Below are 21,016 nucleotides of genomic sequence, written 5' to 3'. Positions count from 1 at the left end.
ATGGTTAAGTCCTCGATCTATTAGTATTCGTCAGCTCCACATGTCACCATGCTTCCACCTCGAACCTATCAACCTGATCATCTTTCAGGGATCTTACTAGCTTACGCTATGGGAAATCTCATCTTGAGGGGGGCTTCATGCTTAGATGCTTTCAGCACTTATCCCTTCCGCACATAGCTACCCAGCTATGCCCTTGGCAGAACAACTGGTACACCAGCGGTGCGTCCATCCCGGTCCTCTCGTACTAAGGACAGCTCCTCTCAAATTTCCTACGCCCACGACGGATAGGGACCGAACTGTCTCACGACGTTCTGAACCCAGCTCGCGTACCGCTTTAATGGGCGAACAGCCCAACCCTTGGGACCGACTACAGCCCCAGGATGCGATGAGCCGACATCGAGGTGCCAAACCTCCCCGTCGATGTGGACTCTTGGGGGAGATAAGCCTGTTATCCCCGGGGTAGCTTTTATCCGTTGAGCGATGGCCCTTCCATGCGGAACCACCGGATCACTAAGCCCGACTTTCGTCCCTGCTCGACTTGTAGGTCTCGCAGTCAAGCTCCCTTATGCCTTTGCACTCTACGAATGATTTCCAACCATTCTGAGGGAACCTTTGGGCGCCTCCGTTACACTTTAGGAGGCGACCGCCCCAGTCAAACTGCCCACCTGACACTGTCTCCCGGGTCGATAAGACCCGTAGGTTAGAATTTCAATACAGTCAGGGCGGTATCCCACCAGCGCCTCCACCGAAGCTAGCGCTCCGGTTTCAATGGCTCCCGCCTATCCTGTACAAACTGTACCAAAATTCAATATCAGGCTACAGTAAAGCTCCACGGGGTCTTTCCGTCCTGTCGCGGGTAACCTGCATCTTCACAGGTACTATAATTTCACCGAGTCTCTGGTTGAGACAGTGCCCAAATCGTTACACCTTTCGTGCGGGTCGGAACTTACCCGACAAGGAATTTCGCTACCTTAGGACCGTTATAGTTACGGCCGCCGTTTACTGGGGCTTCAGTTCAGAGCTTCGCTTACGCTAACCCCTCTCCTTAACCTTCCAGCACCGGGCAGGTGTCACCCCCTATACTTCGCCTTACGGCTTCGCAGAGAGCTGTGTTTTTGCTAAACAGTCGCTTGGGCCTATTCACTGCGGCTTTCCGTTAAGAAAGCACCCCTTCTCCCGAAGTTACGGGGTCATTTTGCCGAGTTCCTTAACCAGAGTTCTCTCGCACACCTTAGGATTCTCTCCTCGCCTACCTGTGTCGGTTTGCGGTACAGGCACCTTTTATCTCGCTAGAAGCTTTTCTTGGCAGCGGGGAATCAAAGACTTCGCTCCATAAGGAGCTTCCCCATCACAGCTCAGCCTTCACGATAAGCGGATTTGCCTACTTATCAGCCTAACTGCTTGGACGTGCACAACCAATCGCACGCTTCTTCTATCCTTCTGCGTCCCTCCATTGCTCAAACGATAAAGAGGTGGTACAGGAATATCAACCTGTTGTCCATCGCCTACGCCTGTCGGCCTCGGCTTAGGTCCTGACTAACCCTGAGCGGACGAGCCTTCCTCAGGAAACCTTAGGCATTCGGTGGACGGGATTCTCACCCGTCTTTCGCTACTCATACCGGCATTCTCACTTCTAAGCGCTCCACCAGTCCTTCCGGTCTGACTTCACTGCACTTAGAACGCTCCCCTACCACTGATACCATTGGTATCAATTCGCAGCTTCGGTGGTGTATTTAGCCCCGGTACATTTTCGGCGCAGAGTCACTCGACTAGTGAGCTATTACGCACTCTTTAAATGGTGGCTGCTTCTAAGCCAACATCCTAGTTGTCTAAGCAACTCCACATCCTTTTCCACTTAATACACACTTTGGGACCTTAGCTGGCGATCTGGGCTGTTTCCCTCTTGACTACGGATCTTATCACTCGCAGTCTGACTCCTAAGGATAAGTCATTGGCATTCGGAGTTTGACTGAATTCGGTAATCCGATGAGGACCCCTAGTTCAATCAGTGCTCTACCTCCAAGACTCTTACACTTAAGGCTAGCCCTAAAGCTATTTCGGGGAGAACCAGCTATCTCCAGGTTCGATTGGAATTTCTCCGCTACCCACACCTCATCCCCGCACTTTTCAACGTGCGTGGGTTCGGGCCTCCATTCAGTGTTACCTGAACTTCACCCTGGACATGGGTAGATCACCTGGTTTCGGGTCTACGACCACGTACTAAACGCCCTATTCAGACTCGCTTTCGCTGCGGCTCCGCCTCTTCAGCTTAACCTTGCACGGGATCGTAACTCGCCGGTTCATTCTACAAAAGGCACGCCATCACCCATTAACGGGCTCTGACTATTTGTAGGCACACGGTTTCAGGATCTCTTTCACTCCCCTTCCGGGGTGCTTTTCACCTTTCCCTCACGGTACTGGTTCACTATCGATCACTAGGGAGTATTTAGCCTTGGGAGATGGTCCTCCCAGATTCCGACGGAATTTCACGTGTTCCGCCGTACTCAGGATACATTCAAGAGAGAACGAAGTTTCGACTACGGGGTTGTTACCCTCTACGACGGACCTTTCCAGGTCGCTTCGTCTACCTCGTTCCTTTGTAACTCCGTATAGAATGTCCTACAACCCCAAGAGGCAAGCCTCTTGGTTTGGGCTATGTTCCGTTTCGCTCGCCGCTACTCAGGAAATCGCATTTGCTTTCTCTTCCTCCAGGTACTTAGATGTTTCAGTTCCCTGGGTCTGTCTTCCATACCCTATGTATTCAGGTAAGGATACCATACCATTACGTATAGTGGGTTTCCCCATTCGGAAATCTTCGGATCAAAGCTTACTTACAGCTCCCCGAAGCATATCGGCGTTAGTCCCGTCCTTCATCGACTCCTAGTGTCAAGGCATCCACCGTGCGCCCTTTCTAACTTAACCAAACTAAAAATTAAAAAATATGAGCTACACTGTTATCTAGTTTTCAAAGAACATACATTTATATATGAGAGATAGTTCTCTCAAAACTGAACAAAACGAAACACGGAAACTTATATTGATGAACAGCGTTCATCAATTCTCCATAGAAAGGAGGTGATCCAGCCGCACCTTCCGATACGGCTACCTTGTTACGACTTCACCCCAATCATCTGTCCCACCTTAGGCGGCTGGCTCCAAAAAGGTTACCCCACCGACTTCGGGTGTTACAAACTCTCGTGGTGTGACGGGCGGTGTGTACAAGGCCCGGGAACGTATTCACCGCGGCATGCTGATCCGCGATTACTAGCGATTCCAGCTTCATGTAGGCGAGTTGCAGCCTACAATCCGAACTGAGAACGGTTTTATGAGATTAGCTCCACCTCGCGGTCTTGCAGCTCTTTGTACCGTCCATTGTAGCACGTGTGTAGCCCAGGTCATAAGGGGCATGATGATTTGACGTCATCCCCACCTTCCTCCGGTTTGTCACCGGCAGTCACCTTAGAGTGCCCAACTTAATGATGGCAACTAAGATCAAGGGTTGCGCTCGTTGCGGGACTTAACCCAACATCTCACGACACGAGCTGACGACAACCATGCACCACCTGTCACTCTGCTCCCGAAGGAGAAGCCCTATCTCTAGGGTTTTCAGAGGATGTCAAGACCTGGTAAGGTTCTTCGCGTTGCTTCGAATTAAACCACATGCTCCACCGCTTGTGCGGGCCCCCGTCAATTCCTTTGAGTTTCAGCCTTGCGGCCGTACTCCCCAGGCGGAGTGCTTAATGCGTTAACTTCAGCACTAAAGGGCGGAAACCCTCTAACACTTAGCACTCATCGTTTACGGCGTGGACTACCAGGGTATCTAATCCTGTTTGCTCCCCACGCTTTCGCGCCTCAGTGTCAGTTACAGACCAGAAAGTCGCCTTCGCCACTGGTGTTCCTCCATATCTCTACGCATTTCACCGCTACACATGGAATTCCACTTTCCTCTTCTGCACTCAAGTCTCCCAGTTTCCAATGACCCTCCACGGTTGAGCCGTGGGCTTTCACATCAGACTTAAGAAACCACCTGCGCGCGCTTTACGCCCAATAATTCCGGATAACGCTTGCCACCTACGTATTACCGCGGCTGCTGGCACGTAGTTAGCCGTGGCTTTCTGGTTAGGTACCGTCAAGGTGCCAGCTTATTCAACTAGCACTTGTTCTTCCCTAACAACAGAGTTTTACGACCCGAAAGCCTTCATCACTCACGCGGCGTTGCTCCGTCAGACTTTCGTCCATTGCGGAAGATTCCCTACTGCTGCCTCCCGTAGGAGTCTGGGCCGTGTCTCAGTCCCAGTGTGGCCGATCACCCTCTCAGGTCGGCTACGCATCGTTGCCTTGGTGAGCCGTTACCTCACCAACTAGCTAATGCGACGCGGGTCCATCCATAAGTGACAGCCGAAGCCGCCTTTCAATTTCGAACCATGCGGTTCAAAATGTTATCCGGTATTAGCCCCGGTTTCCCGGAGTTATCCCAGTCTTATGGGCAGGTTACCCACGTGTTACTCACCCGTCCGCCGCTAACTTCTTGAGAGCAAGCTCTCAATCCATTCGCTCGACTTGCATGTATTAGGCACGCCGCCAGCGTTCATCCTGAGCCAGGATCAAACTCTCCAATAAAGTTAGTTTGTCTAGCATCTAAAAATAAAAATTGACGTTTCACGTTGTTTGTTTCGTTCAGTTTTCAAAGAACTACTTGGTCGCTCATTTACGACTTCCTTATGTTAACATTTCTATTTTGTAATGTCAACTAAGTTTTTCATTTCGATTGCCGCTTTCGACGTTGTTGTCATCAGCGACTCGTATAATACTACACCTCTAAACTCTAATCGTCAATATGTTTTTCTAAAAAAATATAAAAAGACTTATTTCTTTTTAAAATAAGCCTTTTTATCATGTAGCACGCTATCGTTTATTATTTTTCTATAATAGGTAAAGAGACGATAAATCGAATAATACCCTCCTCATATTCAGCTCGAATACTACCACCTTGTAACTCAACAATACTTTTCGCAATCGCAAGCCCGAGTCCAGAACCTTCTGTTACTCTACTTCGAGATTGATCCTTCTTATAGAAACGTTCAAACAAATTCACTAACTCTTCTCTCGTAAACTCTTCACTATGATTCGCAATTACAATTTGTATATCCCTGCGCTGCCTTTGAAGAGAAACTTTTATCTCCCCATCATCTTTACTATACTTAATCGCATTCATTAGTAAATTATCAAATACACGAACCATCTTTTCCGAATCAATCGATGCATAAGCACGTTCCTCAGGAAACTTCTTAACAAACGTAAGTCCATGCTCTTCTGCCTGCGGCACTAACTCTTCTATTAATTGCTCGAGTAACTCATTTATACAAACCTCTTGTTTTTCTAATATAACTTGCTCATTTGTTAACTTCGTATACTCAAATAAATCTTCTATTAAATTCTTTAACTGCTCCGACTTTGCAAAAGCAATTCTCGTATACTCATCATGTTGTTCTTTATTTTCATATTTAGAATCTCTAAGTAATCGCAAGTAACCCATAATAGAAGTCAGCGGTGTACGTAAATCGTGAGATACATTCGTAATAAGCTCATTCTTCTGCTTCTCTAATTTACGTTCCTTTTCTATATTATTCATAAGCTCTTCCGCCATATTATTAATATTCTCAGTTAAAGACGCAATCTCATCTTCACCTTTCTTCTCAATGCGGTACGCTAAGTTTCCTTTTTCTATTTCCTTTACACCTTCTGCCATTGCTTCAATCTGCTTCATCTTTCTCTTTGTTATATAGAAGAAAGAGAAAATGAATACAAGGACACCAATTAAAAATGGGAATGGTCCTTCTTGTGTGTCATACATTACCTCTCCCTCTGGAATTCCGCTAACAAACATGTACAAATTCTTTCCTTCAATAGTAATAGGTGAAAAAGATATAAACTCTTTTCTTGTACTTTCAAATACATTTCTACCATCTGTATAATTAATCGCAAATGACGCTGCATTACGAATTGTATTATGCAAATCGATTTGTTCTTCTTGTGCCTGCTTTGTTTTATATAAAACTTTACCACTTTCATCAGTAACCAATATCTTTAAAGCTCTAGACCCTTGTTCTAAATTTTGGTTCTCCATTTCAATCATATTTGATATGGCTTCTAATTTATTTTCATGAACCGAACTATTTGCCGCTCCTTGAGCCTGATGATTAATTTGTTCCATACCAGCCCGATAATCAATCGTAGCCTCCCGATTCGCATTCTCAAAAAACGGCGCTGCTGCCTTTGCTGACAAAAGCCCTAATAAGGCACAAGCAGTAAACGCAGTAATAAGTTGAATTCGTACACTTCGTTTCACACTTTTTACTATCTTTCCAATCAATTCTCGGATTTTCCTAACATAAGTAAACGGATTAAATATCTTTTTCAATCTTATACCCCACTCCCCATACTGTTTTTATATATCTAGGCTTCCTTGGATTCTCCTCAATCTTTTCACGTACTTTTCGAATATGCACCATTACAGTATTATCAGACTGGAAAGATCGTTCGTTCCACACCTTTTCATAAATTTGCTCCGCACTAAACACCATACCTGGATTTCTAGCTAGCAATTCTAAAATTGAAAATTCCCTCGGGGTTAGTTTCACTTCTTCTCCCTCTACAATAACTTTATGGGTCGAGATGTTTATTTTCATCTCTCCAATTTCTAGCTCGTCCTCATTTTGAATAGCAAAACCATTCATTTTCATATAACGGCGTAACTGAGATTTAATTCGTGCAATTAACTCTAATGGATTAAAGGGCTTCGTTACGTAATCATCTGCTCCTGTTGTTAATCCTAAAATCTTATCCATATCTTGCGTTTTCGCAGAAAGCATAATAATAGGCATCTCTTTCGATTCTCTTACTTTCATACACATATGAATACCATCTACTTTCGGCATCATAATATCTAATACGACTAGATGCACTTCATTTTCTTCCAGTAAACGTAGCCCTTCTTCTCCGTCCCCTGCTTGTAATACTTTATATCCTTCATTCTTTAAATAGATTGTAATTAAATTCCGAATTTCTTTTTCATCATCTACGACAAGTATTGTTTCGTGTGCCACAATATCTCCCCCATTACTTTTTTAATCCCTAACTTCTATTATAGGAAAACTTCTGAAGAAAAACGCTCGGAAATCCTTAAGATTTTCTGAAGACGCAAAAAAGGTCTAGACTCCCCTTAAGTCTAGACCTTTTAAAAAACCCCTTTTATTTACGAACATAGATGAAATATAGTACGAATAAAACTCCCATAACATACATAATCGGATGAACCTCTTTACGACGACCACTCACAACCATTGTAATTGGATAGAAGATAAATCCAATCGCAATCCCAGTTGCGATACTATACGTAAGTGGCATAGAGATAATTGTAAAGAATGCTGGCACTGCAATCTCGAATTTCTTCCAATCAATTTCCCCTAAGGAAGAAACCATCAATATTCCTACAATAATTAAAGCTGGTGCCGTTACAGCTGGCGTTACAACACTTAGTAATGGCGAGAAGAATAGTGCCAGTAAGAAGAATCCTGCTGTTACAACTGCTGTAAATCCAGAACGTCCTCCCGCTGCTACCCCTGCAGACGATTCAATGTAAGACGTTGTTGTTGATGTACCCAAGATCGCACCAATTACAGTTGCAATCGCATCTGCAAATAATGCTTTTCCTGCACGTGGTAATTTATTGTTCTTCATTAATCCAGCTTGATTCGCAACCGCTACAAGCGTACCTGCTGTATCAAAGAAATCGATAAAGAAGAACGTTATAATAACAATCCCCATTTGAACTGTGAAAATATCTCCAAAGTGCGTTAACGCCACGCCGAACGTTGGTTCTAGACTCGGTATTGCTCCCACCACAGCTTTCGGAGTATCAATTAATCCTGTTGCTACTCCTAAGATCGCTGTAAGAATCATACCGTAAAATACTGCACCATTAATTTTCTTAATCATGAAGATGATCGTAGTAACAACCCCGAAGATTGCTAGTAACGTTGTACCCTTTGTTAAGTCCCCCAACCCAACAAGAACTGCATCATTTTTCACGATAATTCCGGCATTTTGGAATCCAAGAAATGCAATGAACAATCCGATACCTGCTGCTACTGCAAACTTTAACTCCGATGGAATTGCATTGATGATTTTTTCACGAATACCTGAAGCAGTAAGAATAATAAAGATAATACCTGACATTAATGTTCCGGCAATTGCTGTTTGCCATGGAATCCCCATCGTTAACACTGCTGTATAAGCAAAGAACGCGTTAATTCCCATACCTGGCGCTAAAGCAATTGGATACTTCGCGAAAATACCCATAATTAACGAACCGATCGCTGCCGCTAATGCCGTAGCAACGAATACTGCACCTGGATCCATCCCTGTACCTGCTGGTAACCCTTTAACATTTCCAAGCGACAGCGTAGCAGGATTGACAAATAGTACGTAAGCCATAGATAGAAATGTCGTTAACCCTGCTATGAACTCTGTTTTATAATTTGTACCGAGTTCATCAAACTGAAAATAGCGTTTCATCTTACGTTTCCCCCGTTATATGATTACTCGCCGTATTTCTCCTAGCCCTCTTTTATCCCGAGAAATAAAAAAGGCTTCCATTGCATATATACATGGAAGCGTTCTATAAACAAAGACAAGTTTCCCCTCATCTTTATACAAACGCCTCGTAGTCAAGCCATTTACGGTAGCTAGGTAGAAACTTTCGGGCCATATCCCCGATATTATACGACGGCATAATATTCACTTTTCGTTTGAATTACATACTCATATTAACTCGACGAAGTAGTTTTGTCAATTTAAAAACGAACGTTTTTATAAACTTTTATATTTTCGTTCGTATTAACAACGAAAACAAAAAAATCCATCTATTCATGAATGATAGATGGATCTTTTTTATTACAATACTATTCCCACTCAATAGTTGCTGGTGGCTTACTCGTTACATCATACACGATACGGTTAACGTGTTTTACTTCGTTTACGATACGTACAGAGATTTTCTCTAATACGTCCCAAGGGATACGTGCCCAGTCAGCTGTCATACCATCAATAGATGTTACTGCACGGATACCTACTGTGTAATCGTAAGTACGCTCGTCACCCATAACACCTACGCTACGCATACCAGGAAGCGCAGTGAAGTATTGCCAGATTTCACGGTCTAAGCCCGCTTTAATAATTTCTTCACGTAAAATCGCATCAGATTCACGAACGATTTCTAATTTCTCTTCTGTGATTTCACCTAATACACGAATACCAAGACCCGGTCCTGGGAATGGTTGACGCCATACGATTTCATCAGGAATTCCTAATTCAGATCCTAATACACGTACTTCATCTTTAAATAACGTATTTAAAGGCTCAATTAATTTGAACTGCATGTCTTCTGGAAGTCCACCCACGTTATGGTGAGATTTAATTGTTTGTGCAGTTGCTGTACCACTTTCAACGATATCTGTGTAAAGTGTACCTTGTGCTAAGAAGTCCATACCTTGTAATTTAGATGCTTCATCATCAAATACATAAATGAATTCGTTACCGATGATTTTACGTTTTTGTTCTGGATCTTCTACACCTTTTAACTTGTTCATGAAACGTTCTTGTGCATCCACTTTAATAACGTTCATATGGAAGCCTTCACTAAATGTTTTCATAACGCCTTCTGCTTCACCTTTACGAAGTAAACCGTGGTCAACGAAAATACATGTTAACTGATCGCCGATTGCTTTATGAATTAATACTGCTACAACAGAAGAGTCTACGCCGCCACTAAGTGCACATAGTACTTTTTTGTCTCCAACAGTTTCACGAATCTTTTCTAATTCTACTTCGATAAAGTTCTCCATGTTCCATCCTTCAGAACAACCACATACGCCGAATACGAAGTTTTTAATTAAATCGTTACCGTGCTCAGAGTGACGTACTTCTGGGTGGAATTGTACACCGTATAAGTTTTTCGCTTCATTGCTCATACCAGCAATTGGGCAAGACTCACTTGTTGCGTCTACTACGAATCCTTCAGGTAAACCAGTTACTAAGTCGCCATGGCTCATCCATACAACTTGCTCTTCTGGAAGGTTCGCATATAATTTTGATTCGTTCTCTACTTTAAGAACAGCTTTTCCGTACTCACGGTGGTTGGCACGCTCTACTTTACCACCGAAGTGTTGTGTCATAAGCTGCATACCGTAACAGATACCGAAGATCGGTAAACCTAGTTCGAAGATTTTTTCATCACAATGTAATGCACCTTCACCGTATACGCTATTTGGTCCACCAGAGAAAATAATCCCTTTTGGATTCATTGCTTTAATTTCTTCTGCAGTAATTGTATGTGGATGAAGTTCACTGTATACACCGAACTCACGAATTCGACGTGCTATTAACTGATTGTATTGACTTCCAAAATCTAAAACGATAATTGTATCGTGTTGCTTCTTCAAAATAATCACCCCAACGTTAGTTCTCGTATATAAATATTTTCACCAATTTGGCGAAAAGCATTACCAATATAATAAAAAAAGCCAGTCCTCCGCCTCTAGTCTCATAACAAAGAAAAGGCAGGGGTCTGGCTTTATAAAGAAAGATAGTCTCCGCTCTTTATAAATATAAGACACACTGCCTTCATAGTCAGGTTGTTTACGGTAACCCGGTAGAGACTCTCAAACCATATCATTGAGGATATATGAAGGATCGTTTTATATTATCTTCCTAGATTCTAACAATGAAGTATCAATATGGTCAAGAGAGAAAGCGACAAAATTCTACAGAAATTCATTTCCTTTTCTAAAAAACATAAAAAAACATCCATTTCTATATAGAAATGGATGTTTTTTAGGGCAAACGGAATTACATCATTCCGCCCATACCGCCCATGCCCATACCGCCCATGTCAGGCATTGCTGGTGCATTTGGTTCTGGTTTGTCAGCTACTACAGCTTCAGTTGTTAAGAACATAGCTGCAACAGATGCTGCGTTTTGAAGTGCAGAACGAGTTACTTTAGCTGGATCTACGATACCAGACTCAAGCATGTTAACCCATTCGCCAGTAGCTGCGTTGAAACCAACGCCTACTTTTTCGCCTTTTAGACGCTCTACAACTACAGATCCTTCTAGACCAGCGTTGATTGCGATTTGACGAACTGGCTCTTCTAGTGCGCGAAGTACGATGTTGATACCTGTTGCTTCGTCGCCTTCAGCTACGATAGAAGCTACTTTCGTGTATACGTTCATAAGTGAAGTACCACCACCTGCAACGATACCTTCTTCTACTGCTGCACGAGTTGAGTTAAGTGCATCTTCAATGCGAAGTTTGCGCTCTTTTAACTCAGTTTCAGTTGCTGCACCGACTTTAATTACTGCTACGCCACCTGCAAGTTTCGCAAGACGCTCTTGTAATTTTTCACGATCGAATTCAGAAGTTGTTTCTTCTAATTGCGCACGAATTTGACCAATGCGAGCTGCGATTTGCTCTGTATTTCCAATACCTTCAACTACAGTTGTGTTTTCTTTTGTAACAACAACCTTACCAGCACGTCCTAAAGATTCAACTGTAGCAGATTTTAAGTCACGACCTAATTCTTCAGTGATTACTTCGCCACCAGTTAAGATTGCGATATCTTCTAGCATCGCTTTACGACGGTCACCAAATCCAGGAGCTTTAACAGCTACTACATTGAATGTACCACGAAGTTTGTTCACTACTAATGTAGCTAAAGCTTCGCCTTCTACATCTTCAGCAATGATAAGAAGTGGTTTACCTTGTTGTACCACTTGCTCTAATACTGGTAAGATTTCTTGAATGTTAGAAATCTTTTTGTCAGTAATTAAGATATATGGGTTATCAAGAACTGCTTCCATTTTGTCAGAATCAGTAATCATGTAAGGAGATGCATATCCACGATCAAATTGCATACCTTCTACTACGTCTAATTCTGTTGTGAATCCTTTAGACTCTTCTAAAGTAATAACGCCGTCGTTACCAACGCGCTCCATTGCTTCAGCGATTAATTGACCTACTTCTTCGTCAGCTGCAGAAATAGCAGCTACTTGTGCGATAGAAGATTTGCCTTCGATTGGTTTAGAAATCGTTTTTAATTCTTCAATTGCAGCAGTAACAGCTTTTTCGATACCTTTACGAAGACCCATTGGGTTAGCACCAGCTGTTACGTTTTTAAGACCTTCACGAATCATAGCTTGCGCTAATACAGTTGCAGTTGTTGTTCCGTCACCAGCTACATCATTTGTTTTGCTAGCAACTTCTGCTACTAATTTCGCACCCATGTTTTCGAATGCATCTTCTAATTCGATTTCTTTTGCGATTGTTACACCATCATTTGTAATAAGTGGTGAACCAAATTTTTTCTCAAGTACAACGTTACGACCTTTTGGTCCAAGTGTTACTTTTACTGCGTTTGCAAGAGTGTCGACACCGCGAAGCATCGAACGACGTGCTTCTTCACTAAATTTAATATCTTTTGCCATAATAATTGACCCCCTTGGATTTTTTAAGATTTATATAATTAACCGATAACTGCTAAAATGTCACTTTCACGTAAAATCAAGTAGTCTGTGCCTTCATATTTCACTTCAGTACCTGCATATTTTGAGAAGATGATAAGATCACCTGCTGCTACCTCTAAAGCAACACGCTCACCATTTTCAAGCACTCGACCAGTACCTACTGCAACAACTTTACCCTCTTGTGGTTTTTCTTTTGCAGTATCTGGTAATACAATACCACTTGCTGTTTTTTCTTCTGCTTGAACAAGCTCAATTACAACGCGATCACCTAATGGCTTTAGCATGAACAATAACCTCCTCATTTTGTTATGTAAATTTTATTTATTAGCACTCAAGTCATCCGAGTGCTAACACACTTATAATAATAAATAATCTCAATTTCTTTTGCAAGTAAAAAAATCATAATTTTTTCGCAAATTACTATATAAACTTTCTATATAGAATACTGCCTTTACTATATGAATCGTTGTTTCCCCTACTCGTATGTTACAATATGAAAGACACCCTAAGTTGTTTTCGCTAAACGTACAACTTTTTCCTGTCTCCTACTTTAATTTCAAATACGGATTTACAAAAAAATCATAATTCGAATGAAAGTTTATATCGTAGATAACATATTTACATGTTATCCTACCTCATCTCATACACTAGAGTTAGAAAGGATGGTTAAACTATTTGAAGAAACAATACTGGTGGATTATCGTTACATACATTTTAATGCAGTTATCTGGAATTGTTGGATTACCACTTCTCCTAAAAACAGGACTCTATGATAATAGAGGATTTACCATGGAGGAAAAAGGACAAATCATAACGGGACACTGGGCGATTATTAGCTTCTTTGTTGCATTATGTATCGTTCTTTGGTTACTTAGAACAGACATTCGTGACAGGCATTTAGATGCAATGCGCTCTTCTGTTCCAGCTACTATTGGATGGATTTTCATCGGCTTCTTCTTGGCTTTCTTTTCACAAATAGTTGCCGGTATGATCGAGATGCAGCTGCTAGGAATTAAACAAGGTTCAGAAAATACAATGAAACTGATGGAAATTGCAAGAACGACACCTTGGTTCCTTATTGTCGTATCTATAATCGGACCTATCTTGGAAGAAATCGTATTTAGAAAAATTTTATTTGGTACACTTTATAAGAAGTTTAACTTCTTTATTGCAGCTATCATTAGTTCGCTTGTATTTGCAGCAATCCATTTTGATTTTACTCACTTATTGGTATACACTGCTATGGGGCTCGTATTCGCCTTCTTATATGTGAAGACGAAGCGTATTATCGTTCCGATTGCAGCTCATGTTGCGATGAATACATTAGTCGCTATTGGTCAAATTTTTATGAGCAATGAGCAAATTCAAGAAATGATTAAAGAAGCTGAAAAAATGCAAGGCTTTATCGGAGGATTTTTTGTATGAGAAACTCACCATTGTTCATGGCTGCACTATACTTCCTTCTTGGATGCATCTTTACACGCTTCGCCATTACGAACGTGACAGATACAATCTGGAATGTGTGGACAATACTATTTGCAGTTATGGCAACAATTGATTTTAATTTGGCACTTCGCCTTATATTAGTTAAATTCACAAAGAAGAAACAATAATAAAACGCAGAGGTCGCTTCCTCTGCGTTTTATTGTGGATAGTTTTTCAAAAAGTAAACTAATGTTTGTAACTCTACAGCTAAATCAATATGATGAATTCTAATATTCTCTGATACGTTTAATCGTGCTGGTGTGAAATTCAAAATACCATGCACGCTCGTTTCAGCTAATCTATCTGCTACAGCTTGTGCTACTGTAGCCGGTACTGTTAATATTGCCACTTGTATATCATTTGATAATCTCTCTTCTAATTCATCTAAATGGTATACAGGAATGCCCCCGATTTCTGTTCCAACTTTCTCTTCACTAACATCAAATGCCATTTCAATTTTTGTATTATTGTTTTTCGTGAAATTATAATGTAAGAAAGCGGTCCCTAAATTACCTACTCCAATAAGTGCTACACGCGTTATATCATCTTGATCAAGTGTTTCGCGGAAAAATGATAATAAATAATTTACGTTATATCCATATCCCTTTTTCCCTAACGCTCCAAAATACGAAAAATCTCTTCGTATTGTTGCGGAATCTACTTTTACCGCTTCACTCAATTCGGCCGATGAAACACGCTGCTTACCAGAAAGAGATAAGTTTTGGATAAATCGATAGTATAGAGGCAATCTTTTAGCAGTGGCTTGTGGAATCTTTTGCTGATCCATATGACCTCTCCTCTCTTCCTATCTTTATTCATATACTTTAATCAAATACAGAAGTTTAGCACTCATTAAATTCCTTGTATAATAAAGAGAAGAAGTATTCTCTCTTATTTTAAACTATACACTATTTTTAGTATGATTGAGAAATATAAACATGGCAAAGTTAAGAAATTATTTGAGGTGAAAACATTGATTTTATTACAAGTAAATGGACTTTCGAAATTATACGGTGCAGAAACAATTCTTGCAAACATAAAATTGGAAGTACAAACAAAAGATCGTATCGCATTAGTTGGAAGGAATGGAGCTGGAAAATCTACATTATTAAAAATTATCGCTGGTGAATTATCACATGATGGTGGCGAAATTATAAAACCGAAAGATGTCTCAATCGGGTATTTAGCTCAAAATACCGGCCTAGAAACGTCTTTAACAATTTGGGATGAAATGCTAACCGTCTTTACCCACTTACAGCAAATGGAGACAAAACTTCGAAGGCTTGAGCAAGAAATGGGAAAAGAAGAAAACTTTTCAAACGAAGCTATATATGAAAGATTGTTAGCTGATTATGACCAATTGCAACTCAATTATAAAGATCAAGGTGGATATCAATATGAAGCGGATATTCGCTCCATTTTAAGCGGCCTTGGCTTCCCAGTTGAAACGCACCAGACGACGATTTCTACTTTAAGCGGTGGGCAAAAAACAAGATTAGCTCTCGGGAAATTATTATTAACAAAACCAGACTTACTTATTTTGGACGAGCCTACAAACCATTTAGACATCGAAACATTAACATGGCTTGAGCAATATTTACAAGGTTATCCTGGCGCAATATTAATCGTTTCACATGACCGTTATTTCTTAGACAAACTCGTTACACAAGTATATGAAATTTCGAATAAAGAAAGCAGACGATTTGTTGGTAACTACAGTAAATATTTAGACTTAAAATCAGCATTATATGAGCAAGAAATGAAACGTTACGAAAAACAACAAGATGAAATCGCAAAACTTGAGGACTTCGTTCAAAAGAATATAGCTCGCGCCTCTACAACGAAACGTGCTCAAAGTCGCCGTAAACAACTAGACAGAATGGAATTATTAACGAGACCATTAGGTGATTCTAAGTCAGCATCATTCCACTTCGATATTGAAAAGCAAAGTGGAAATGATGTTTTACAAGTAAAGGATGCAACCATTGGCTATGATGAGGACCCTATAATTGAAAACGTAACTATGCGCTTAACTCGCGGAGATAGTGTTGCTTTAGTTGGTCCAAACGGAATTGGGAAATCCACATTATTAAAATCTATTGTGAATAAGTTACCACTATTAAATGGCGATGTTTCTTTCGGATCAAATGTATCTGTTGGTTATTATGATCAAGAACAAGCAAACTTAACATCTTCTAAACGGGTTTTAAATGAACTATGGGATGAATATCCACTGCAACCTGAAAAAGAAATCCGTACTATACTCGGGAACTTTTTATTTACAGGAGATGATGTACTGAAACCAGTATCTTCCCTTAGTGGTGGACAAAAAGCTCGATTAGCTCTTGCGAAACTTATGATGCAAAAGTCAAATTTATTAATTCTGGATGAGCCTACGAACCACCTTGATTTAAATAGTAAAGAGATTTTAGAGAATGCTTTAATTGATTATCCAGGGACTCTTCTATTTGTCTCACATGACCGCTACTTTATTAACCGTGTAACAACGACTGTGGTTGAGTTATCAACAGAAGGTGCACAGGAATATTTAGGGGATTACGATTACTATGTGGAGAAGAAAAATGAAATGATTGAACGCGCAGCATTTGAACAACAAGAACAGCAAGAAAATCAGGCACCTGTTCAAAAAACTGTAGCTCAAGAAAAATTAAATTATCTCGAAGAAAAAGAGCGTAAACAATTAGAACGTCAACGCACTCGAAAAATTGAAGAACTAGAACAAAACATCGTAAACTTAGAAGAAGAAATTGCTACGTTAGAAGATCAACTTTGCTTACCAGAAATATATGCAGATTATGAAAAAGCGAGTGAAATTACAACTAAAAAACAAACGCTACAAGAACAACTTGAAACGTGTATGGCAGAGTGGGAAGAGCTACATGTATAAGAGTATTTAAATAAGGAAGATGTCTCATCAGTCATGATTTTTGACTATGTGACATCTTTTTTCTTTAAGTACATAAATAATTTTTTGAATATATCAATGGTAACTCGGAATATATCAACCATTTTTCAAATACATCTATCGTAACCCTATATATATAAACGATTCGACACGAAATATCGATTTACCGACAAGGATTGACAACATCAGCACCCTCTATAATAGAAGGATATTTCAAACTGTTTTTCAGGGATATCTTCTTACTTTTTATTTCCCAAAAAACAATATATTCAAAGGTCAGACTTCATCTAGTTTATCCACAAACTTATACACATATCCACCTTTATAAAATAGCTATCAAAACAACTTTTCCACATTACCCACAACTAACAAAAAAGATATCAACACTTTATATACACAACAAAACCCACATTATCAACAGATAATATGGGTTTTATCCACAAGCTGTGGTTAATTATGTGCATAACTATGCTTCAATATCTAATCCTGGATTCGCATTTAAGGCTAATGTTGCACGCTTGCCTTGTTCATACGCAATTGTCCCTGCCGCTGCAATCATTGCTGCATTATCTGTGCATAAAGATAGCGGTGGAATAATTAGTTCAATGTTTTCTTTTTGTGCAAATTCTTCTTCTAATCGCGCACGAAGTCCTTTATTAGCAGCTACTCCACCAGCAAGAAGTAATTGCTTTACATTATAAGCCTCTGCTGCACGAGCTGCTTTCGTTACAAGTACATCTATTACACTTTCTTGGAAACTTGCCGCTAAATCTTCTGGTTTAATTTCTATACCACGTTGTTTCGCGTTATGCACAGTGTTGATAACTGCTGATTTCAATCCACTAAAGCTAAAATCATATGAATTCGGTTCTAGCCATGCACGAGGCAAATCAATTGTTGGTTCTCCTTCATGTGCAAGACGATCAATATGAGGACCACCTGGATATGGCATAGATAACGTACGAGCTACTTTATCATATGCTTCTCCAGCTGCATCATCTCGCGTTTCACCAATTACTTCAAATGAACCATGTTCTTTCATATAAACAAGTTCTGTATGCCCACCAGATACAACAAGTGATAATAGCGGGAATTGAACTTCTTTTACTAAACGGTTCGCATAAATATGACCAGCAATATGATGAACACCGACTAGCGGAATATCATGTGCAAAAGCTACTGCCTTCGCTGCATTTACCCCAATTAGAAGTGCTCCTACTAAACCAGGCCCTTCTGTTACAGCAATTGCATCAATATCATCAAATGTGATGTTTGCTTCTTTTAAAGCTTCTTCTAACACAACTGTAATTTCTTCTACATGATGACGGGATGCAATCTCTGGTACAACCCCGCCAAAACGTTTATGACTTTCGATTTGTGATGCAACGACATTCGCAATAATTTCCGTTCCATTTTTAACAACCGCTACCGCTGTTTCATCACAGCTTGTTTCAATCCCAAGTATAATCGTATTTTTTTCCATTATATATTCACCCACATTACAAGACCATCTTCCTGATTGTCTGCATAGTATCGTTTACGAATTCCACCATTTTGAAATCCATATTTTTTGTACAACTGCTTTGCTACTTCATTTGATACACGTACTTCAAGCGTCATTGTTTTTACCCCTAGTTCTTTCGCTTCTGAAATAACTGCTTTCAATAAGGCATCTCCTAATTTTTGACCTCGGTATTCTGGCAAAATAGCTATATTTGTTATATGTGATTCATCAATAATTATCCACAATCCACAATATCCGATTACACGACCATCTTTTTCTAACACAATATAATGTGCATGTTCATTCATCGTTAATTCACGGTGAAAGGCATCTGCAGTCCAAGGAGTTGAAAAAGACACTTCTTCAATAGCTACAATTTGAGCAATATCATCAAGTTCCATCTTTCTAAATATCATATCCATCTTCTGCAAGGCCCCTACTTGTTTTGACTTTCTAACCACTTTGTTTCAGCTTCAGCTAAACGAAGATAGCTCGGAACAAACGTATGCACATCTTGTTCTTCTTTTTGTAACCCTAAGAATGCTAGCTCACTTGGTCTTGGATTATTTTTAGTAAAAGGAGCGAATACAGCTTGATCACCTAAATGTTCTATAATTATTTCTTTATGCAATTTAACATCATTACCGATAAATAAAACAGGCTGTCCTTTATCTTTTAACATTTGCAACCAGTCCACAATAAGAATAATTCGGTCTTCTTCTATTGAAGTTAACTGCTCTCCTTCATATGTATATAATCCAGTATAGATTTGCCCACGTCTTCCATCAAATAAAGGACAAATTAATCCATTAAAGTTAGCACCGTTTGCAGCTACTACCTCTAAACTTGATACACCTACAATTGGTATTTGAAGTGACCAAGCTAATGTTTTTGCCGCTGTCACGCCTATGCGAACACCTGTATATGATCCAGGTCCAGCAGCTACTACGATTTTAGTTAATTCCTTCGGTTTTACACCACATTCTTTTAACAGTTGCTCTACAGCTGGCATAAGACGTACAGAATGGTTTTTCGTCAAATTTGTAATGATTTCCCCAATCACGTTTCCTTCCTCAATAAGGGATACACCCATTACGTAATTTGAAGTATCAATTGCTAGTACTTTCATCTTGTAATAGCTCCTCACATAATCTAATATAGCGATCTCCAATTGGCTCGAGTATAATTTTTCTTGTGTCATCTCCCGCATGGAATAAACTAATTTGTAACTTTTCATTCGGTAAATATGCTTCTATTAAATGAGCCCATTCCACTACCGTAATTCCTTCACCGTAGAAATACTCATCAAAGCCTAAGTCCTCTTCGCTTTCTGCTAAGCGATACACATCCATATGATATAGTGGTAATCTTCCTTTATATTCTTTAATAATATTAAAGGTAGGACTATTTACAACTCTTTTCACTCCAAGACCTTTTGCTAGCCCCTTTGTAAAAGTCGTCTTCCCAGCTCCAAGATCTCCTTCTAAAATAATTACATCTTGTGCCTCTACGAGTTCACCTAGTTTTTCTGATAACCTTTGTGTTTCCGCAGAAGATTTTGTTGTTACTTCATATTTGCTCACAGACTTCACCTACTTTACTCACAATGTTCTCTGCTCTTTATTATACAGGTTTTGAATATATAAAAAAGTCCTTAGGAGTTGTCCTAAGGATAGTTTGACTGTCTTTATTAGTTTTTTGTTAAAACAAATAAAAAAATACGAAACAATTTGTTTCGTTCTTTTCTTTATATAAAATGGCGGTCCCGACGACCGGGGTCGAACCGGCGATCTCCTGCGTGACAGGCAGGCATGTTAACCACTACACCACGGGACCATTTGGTTGCGGGGACAGGATTTGAACCTGCGACCTTCGGGTTATGAGCCCGACGAGCTACCGTACTGCTCCACCCCGCGATGATATAAATAGCTTGGCGACGTCCTACTCTCACAGGGACAAGGTCCAACTACCATCGGCGCTAGAGAGCTTAACTTCCGTGTTCGGTATGGGAACGGGTGTGACCTCTCTGCCATCATCACCAAACTATGAAGGCATATTCCTTCAAAACTAGATAACATTGCTACATATTATATGGTTAAGTCCTCGATCTATTAGTATTCGTCAGCTCCACATGTCACCATGCTTCCACCTCGAACCTATCAACCTGATCATCTTTCAGGGATCTTACTAGCTTACGCTATGGGAAATCTCATCTTGAGGGGGGCTTCATGCTTAGATGCTTTCAGCACTTATCCCTTCCGCACATAGCTACCCAGCTATGCCCTTGGCAAACAACTGGTACACCAGCGGTGCGTCCATCCCGGTCCTCTCGTACTAAGGACAGCTCCTCTCAAATTTCCTACGCCCACGACGGATAGGGACCGAACTGTCTCACGACGTTCTGAACCCAGCTCGCGTACCGCTTTAATGGGCGAACAGCCCAACCCTTGGGACCGACTACAGCCCCAGGATGCGATGAGCCGACATCGAGGTGCCAAACCTCCCCGTCGATGTGGACT

The 21,016-nt window shown here is 40.5% G+C and carries 14 protein-coding genes, 2 tRNA genes, 4 rRNA genes and 2 riboswitches (1 of these 22 cut by a window edge); of the genes, 3 read left to right on the top strand and 17 right to left on the bottom strand.

The window, feature by feature from the left end:
• From N2V79_RS01510 to groES, 8 genes are all read right to left on the bottom strand, one after another.
• Positions 1-2,922 (bottom strand): 23S ribosomal RNA (locus N2V79_RS01510).
• A gap of 146 nt (positions 2,923-3,068) precedes the next feature.
• Positions 3,069-4,620, bottom strand: a 16S ribosomal RNA gene (locus N2V79_RS01505).
• Together the 16S and 23S rRNA genes form the textbook arrangement of a ribosomal RNA operon.
• Before the next feature lie 295 nt (positions 4,621-4,915).
• Complete coding sequence (locus N2V79_RS01500) at positions 4,916-6,421, bottom strand: sensor histidine kinase (RefSeq protein ID WP_340719529.1); 1,506 nt, start codon at positions 6,419-6,421, stop codon at positions 4,916-4,918.
• Positions 6,405-7,106 (bottom strand): response regulator transcription factor, encoded by a 702-nt coding sequence (locus N2V79_RS01495; RefSeq protein WP_000929891.1) that lies wholly within the window; start codon positions 7,104-7,106, stop codon positions 6,405-6,407. The genes N2V79_RS01500 and N2V79_RS01495 overlap by 17 nt, the downstream gene beginning before the upstream one ends.
• Positions 7,107-7,251: 145 nt before the next feature.
• Entirely contained in the window at positions 7,252-8,577 is a 1,326-nt protein-coding gene (locus N2V79_RS01490) for an NCS2 family permease (RefSeq protein WP_000833082.1), read from the bottom strand.
• Between the two features lie 129 nt (positions 8,578-8,706).
• Positions 8,707-8,808, bottom strand: a riboswitch (purine riboswitch).
• Between the two features lie 155 nt (positions 8,809-8,963).
• Positions 8,964-10,502: a glutamine-hydrolyzing GMP synthase gene (gene guaA / locus N2V79_RS01485; protein WP_000743908.1), complete on the bottom strand. Its 1,539-nt coding sequence runs from the start codon at positions 10,500-10,502 to the stop codon at positions 8,964-8,966.
• A 164-nt stretch (positions 10,503-10,666) separates the two neighbouring features.
• Positions 10,667-10,768: riboswitch (purine riboswitch) on the bottom strand.
• A gap of 140 nt (positions 10,769-10,908) precedes the next feature.
• On the bottom strand, positions 10,909-12,543 hold the full coding sequence (gene groL / locus N2V79_RS01480) for a chaperonin GroEL (protein ID WP_001029992.1): 1,635 nt from the start codon (positions 12,541-12,543) through the stop codon (positions 10,909-10,911).
• Between the two features lie 38 nt (positions 12,544-12,581).
• Positions 12,582-12,866: a co-chaperone GroES gene (gene groES / locus N2V79_RS01475; RefSeq protein ID WP_000917311.1), complete on the bottom strand. Its 285-nt coding sequence runs from the start codon at positions 12,864-12,866 to the stop codon at positions 12,582-12,584.
• Positions 12,867-13,257: 391 nt separating this feature from the next.
• Between groES and N2V79_RS01470 the strand changes: the two genes are divergently transcribed.
• Together N2V79_RS01470 and N2V79_RS01465 are read left to right on the top strand one after the other, a co-directional pair.
• On the top strand, positions 13,258-14,007 hold the full coding sequence (locus N2V79_RS01470; RefSeq protein ID WP_064531572.1) for a CPBP family intramembrane glutamic endopeptidase: 750 nt from the start codon (positions 13,258-13,260) through the stop codon (positions 14,005-14,007).
• Positions 14,004-14,195: a YdiK family protein gene (locus N2V79_RS01465; protein WP_001246204.1), complete on the top strand. Its 192-nt coding sequence runs from the start codon at positions 14,004-14,006 to the stop codon at positions 14,193-14,195. Before N2V79_RS01470 ends, N2V79_RS01465 begins: the two co-directional genes overlap by 4 nt.
• Before the next feature lie 29 nt (positions 14,196-14,224).
• Here the strand turns inward: N2V79_RS01465 and N2V79_RS01460 are convergent, their stop codons facing one another.
• Positions 14,225-14,854 carry a redox-sensing transcriptional repressor Rex gene (locus tag N2V79_RS01460; protein ID WP_000372699.1) on the bottom strand — a complete coding sequence of 210 codons (630 nt, stop codon included), beginning with the start codon at positions 14,852-14,854 and terminating at the stop codon, positions 14,225-14,227.
• A 186-nt stretch (positions 14,855-15,040) separates the two neighbouring features.
• On the opposite strand from N2V79_RS01460, the gene N2V79_RS01455 reads away from it, so the two are divergent.
• Positions 15,041-16,975 carry an ABC-F family ATP-binding cassette domain-containing protein gene (locus N2V79_RS01455; protein WP_217989926.1) on the top strand — a complete coding sequence of 645 codons (1,935 nt, stop codon included), beginning with the start codon at positions 15,041-15,043 and terminating at the stop codon, positions 16,973-16,975.
• 484 nt (positions 16,976-17,459) lie between these two features.
• Here the strand turns inward: N2V79_RS01455 and tsaD are convergent, their stop codons facing one another.
• The 8 genes from tsaD to N2V79_RS01415 all read right to left on the bottom strand — a co-directional run.
• Entirely contained in the window at positions 17,460-18,476 is a 1,017-nt protein-coding gene (gene tsaD, locus N2V79_RS01450; protein ID WP_000414595.1) for a tRNA (adenosine(37)-N6)-threonylcarbamoyltransferase complex transferase subunit TsaD, read from the bottom strand.
• Positions 18,476-18,919: a ribosomal protein S18-alanine N-acetyltransferase gene (gene rimI / locus N2V79_RS01445; RefSeq protein ID WP_000367207.1), complete on the bottom strand. Its 444-nt coding sequence runs from the start codon at positions 18,917-18,919 to the stop codon at positions 18,476-18,478. Before rimI ends, tsaD begins: the two co-directional genes overlap by 1 nt.
• Before the next feature lie 14 nt (positions 18,920-18,933).
• Positions 18,934-19,626 carry a tRNA (adenosine(37)-N6)-threonylcarbamoyltransferase complex dimerization subunit type 1 TsaB gene (tsaB, locus tag N2V79_RS01440; RefSeq protein ID WP_000865770.1) on the bottom strand — a complete coding sequence of 231 codons (693 nt, stop codon included), beginning with the start codon at positions 19,624-19,626 and terminating at the stop codon, positions 18,934-18,936.
• Positions 19,607-20,080, bottom strand: a complete 474-nt coding sequence (tsaE, locus tag N2V79_RS01435; RefSeq protein WP_000049640.1) for a tRNA (adenosine(37)-N6)-threonylcarbamoyltransferase complex ATPase subunit type 1 TsaE — start codon at positions 20,078-20,080, stop codon at positions 19,607-19,609. Before tsaE ends, tsaB begins: the two co-directional genes overlap by 20 nt.
• Positions 20,081-20,254: 174 nt before the next feature.
• Positions 20,255-20,333 (bottom strand) — tRNA-Asp (locus N2V79_RS01430).
• Between the two features lie 3 nt (positions 20,334-20,336).
• Positions 20,337-20,413: transfer RNA gene (locus tag N2V79_RS01425), tRNA-Met, on the bottom strand.
• Positions 20,414-20,425: 12 nt separating this feature from the next.
• Positions 20,426-20,540: ribosomal RNA gene (rrf, locus tag N2V79_RS01420) — 5S ribosomal RNA — on the bottom strand.
• A gap of 48 nt (positions 20,541-20,588) precedes the next feature.
• Positions 20,589-21,016: ribosomal RNA gene (locus tag N2V79_RS01415) — 23S ribosomal RNA — on the bottom strand (it continues 2,492 nt past the right edge of the window).

The sequence above is a fragment of the Bacillus sp. CH_70 genome (assembly GCF_038007045.1).
Lineage (GTDB): Bacteria > Bacillota > Bacilli > Bacillales > Bacillaceae_G > Bacillus_A > Bacillus_A cereus.
Note: the sequence above shows the minus strand (reverse complement) of the source record. Positions and strands in the feature narration are given on the sequence as shown.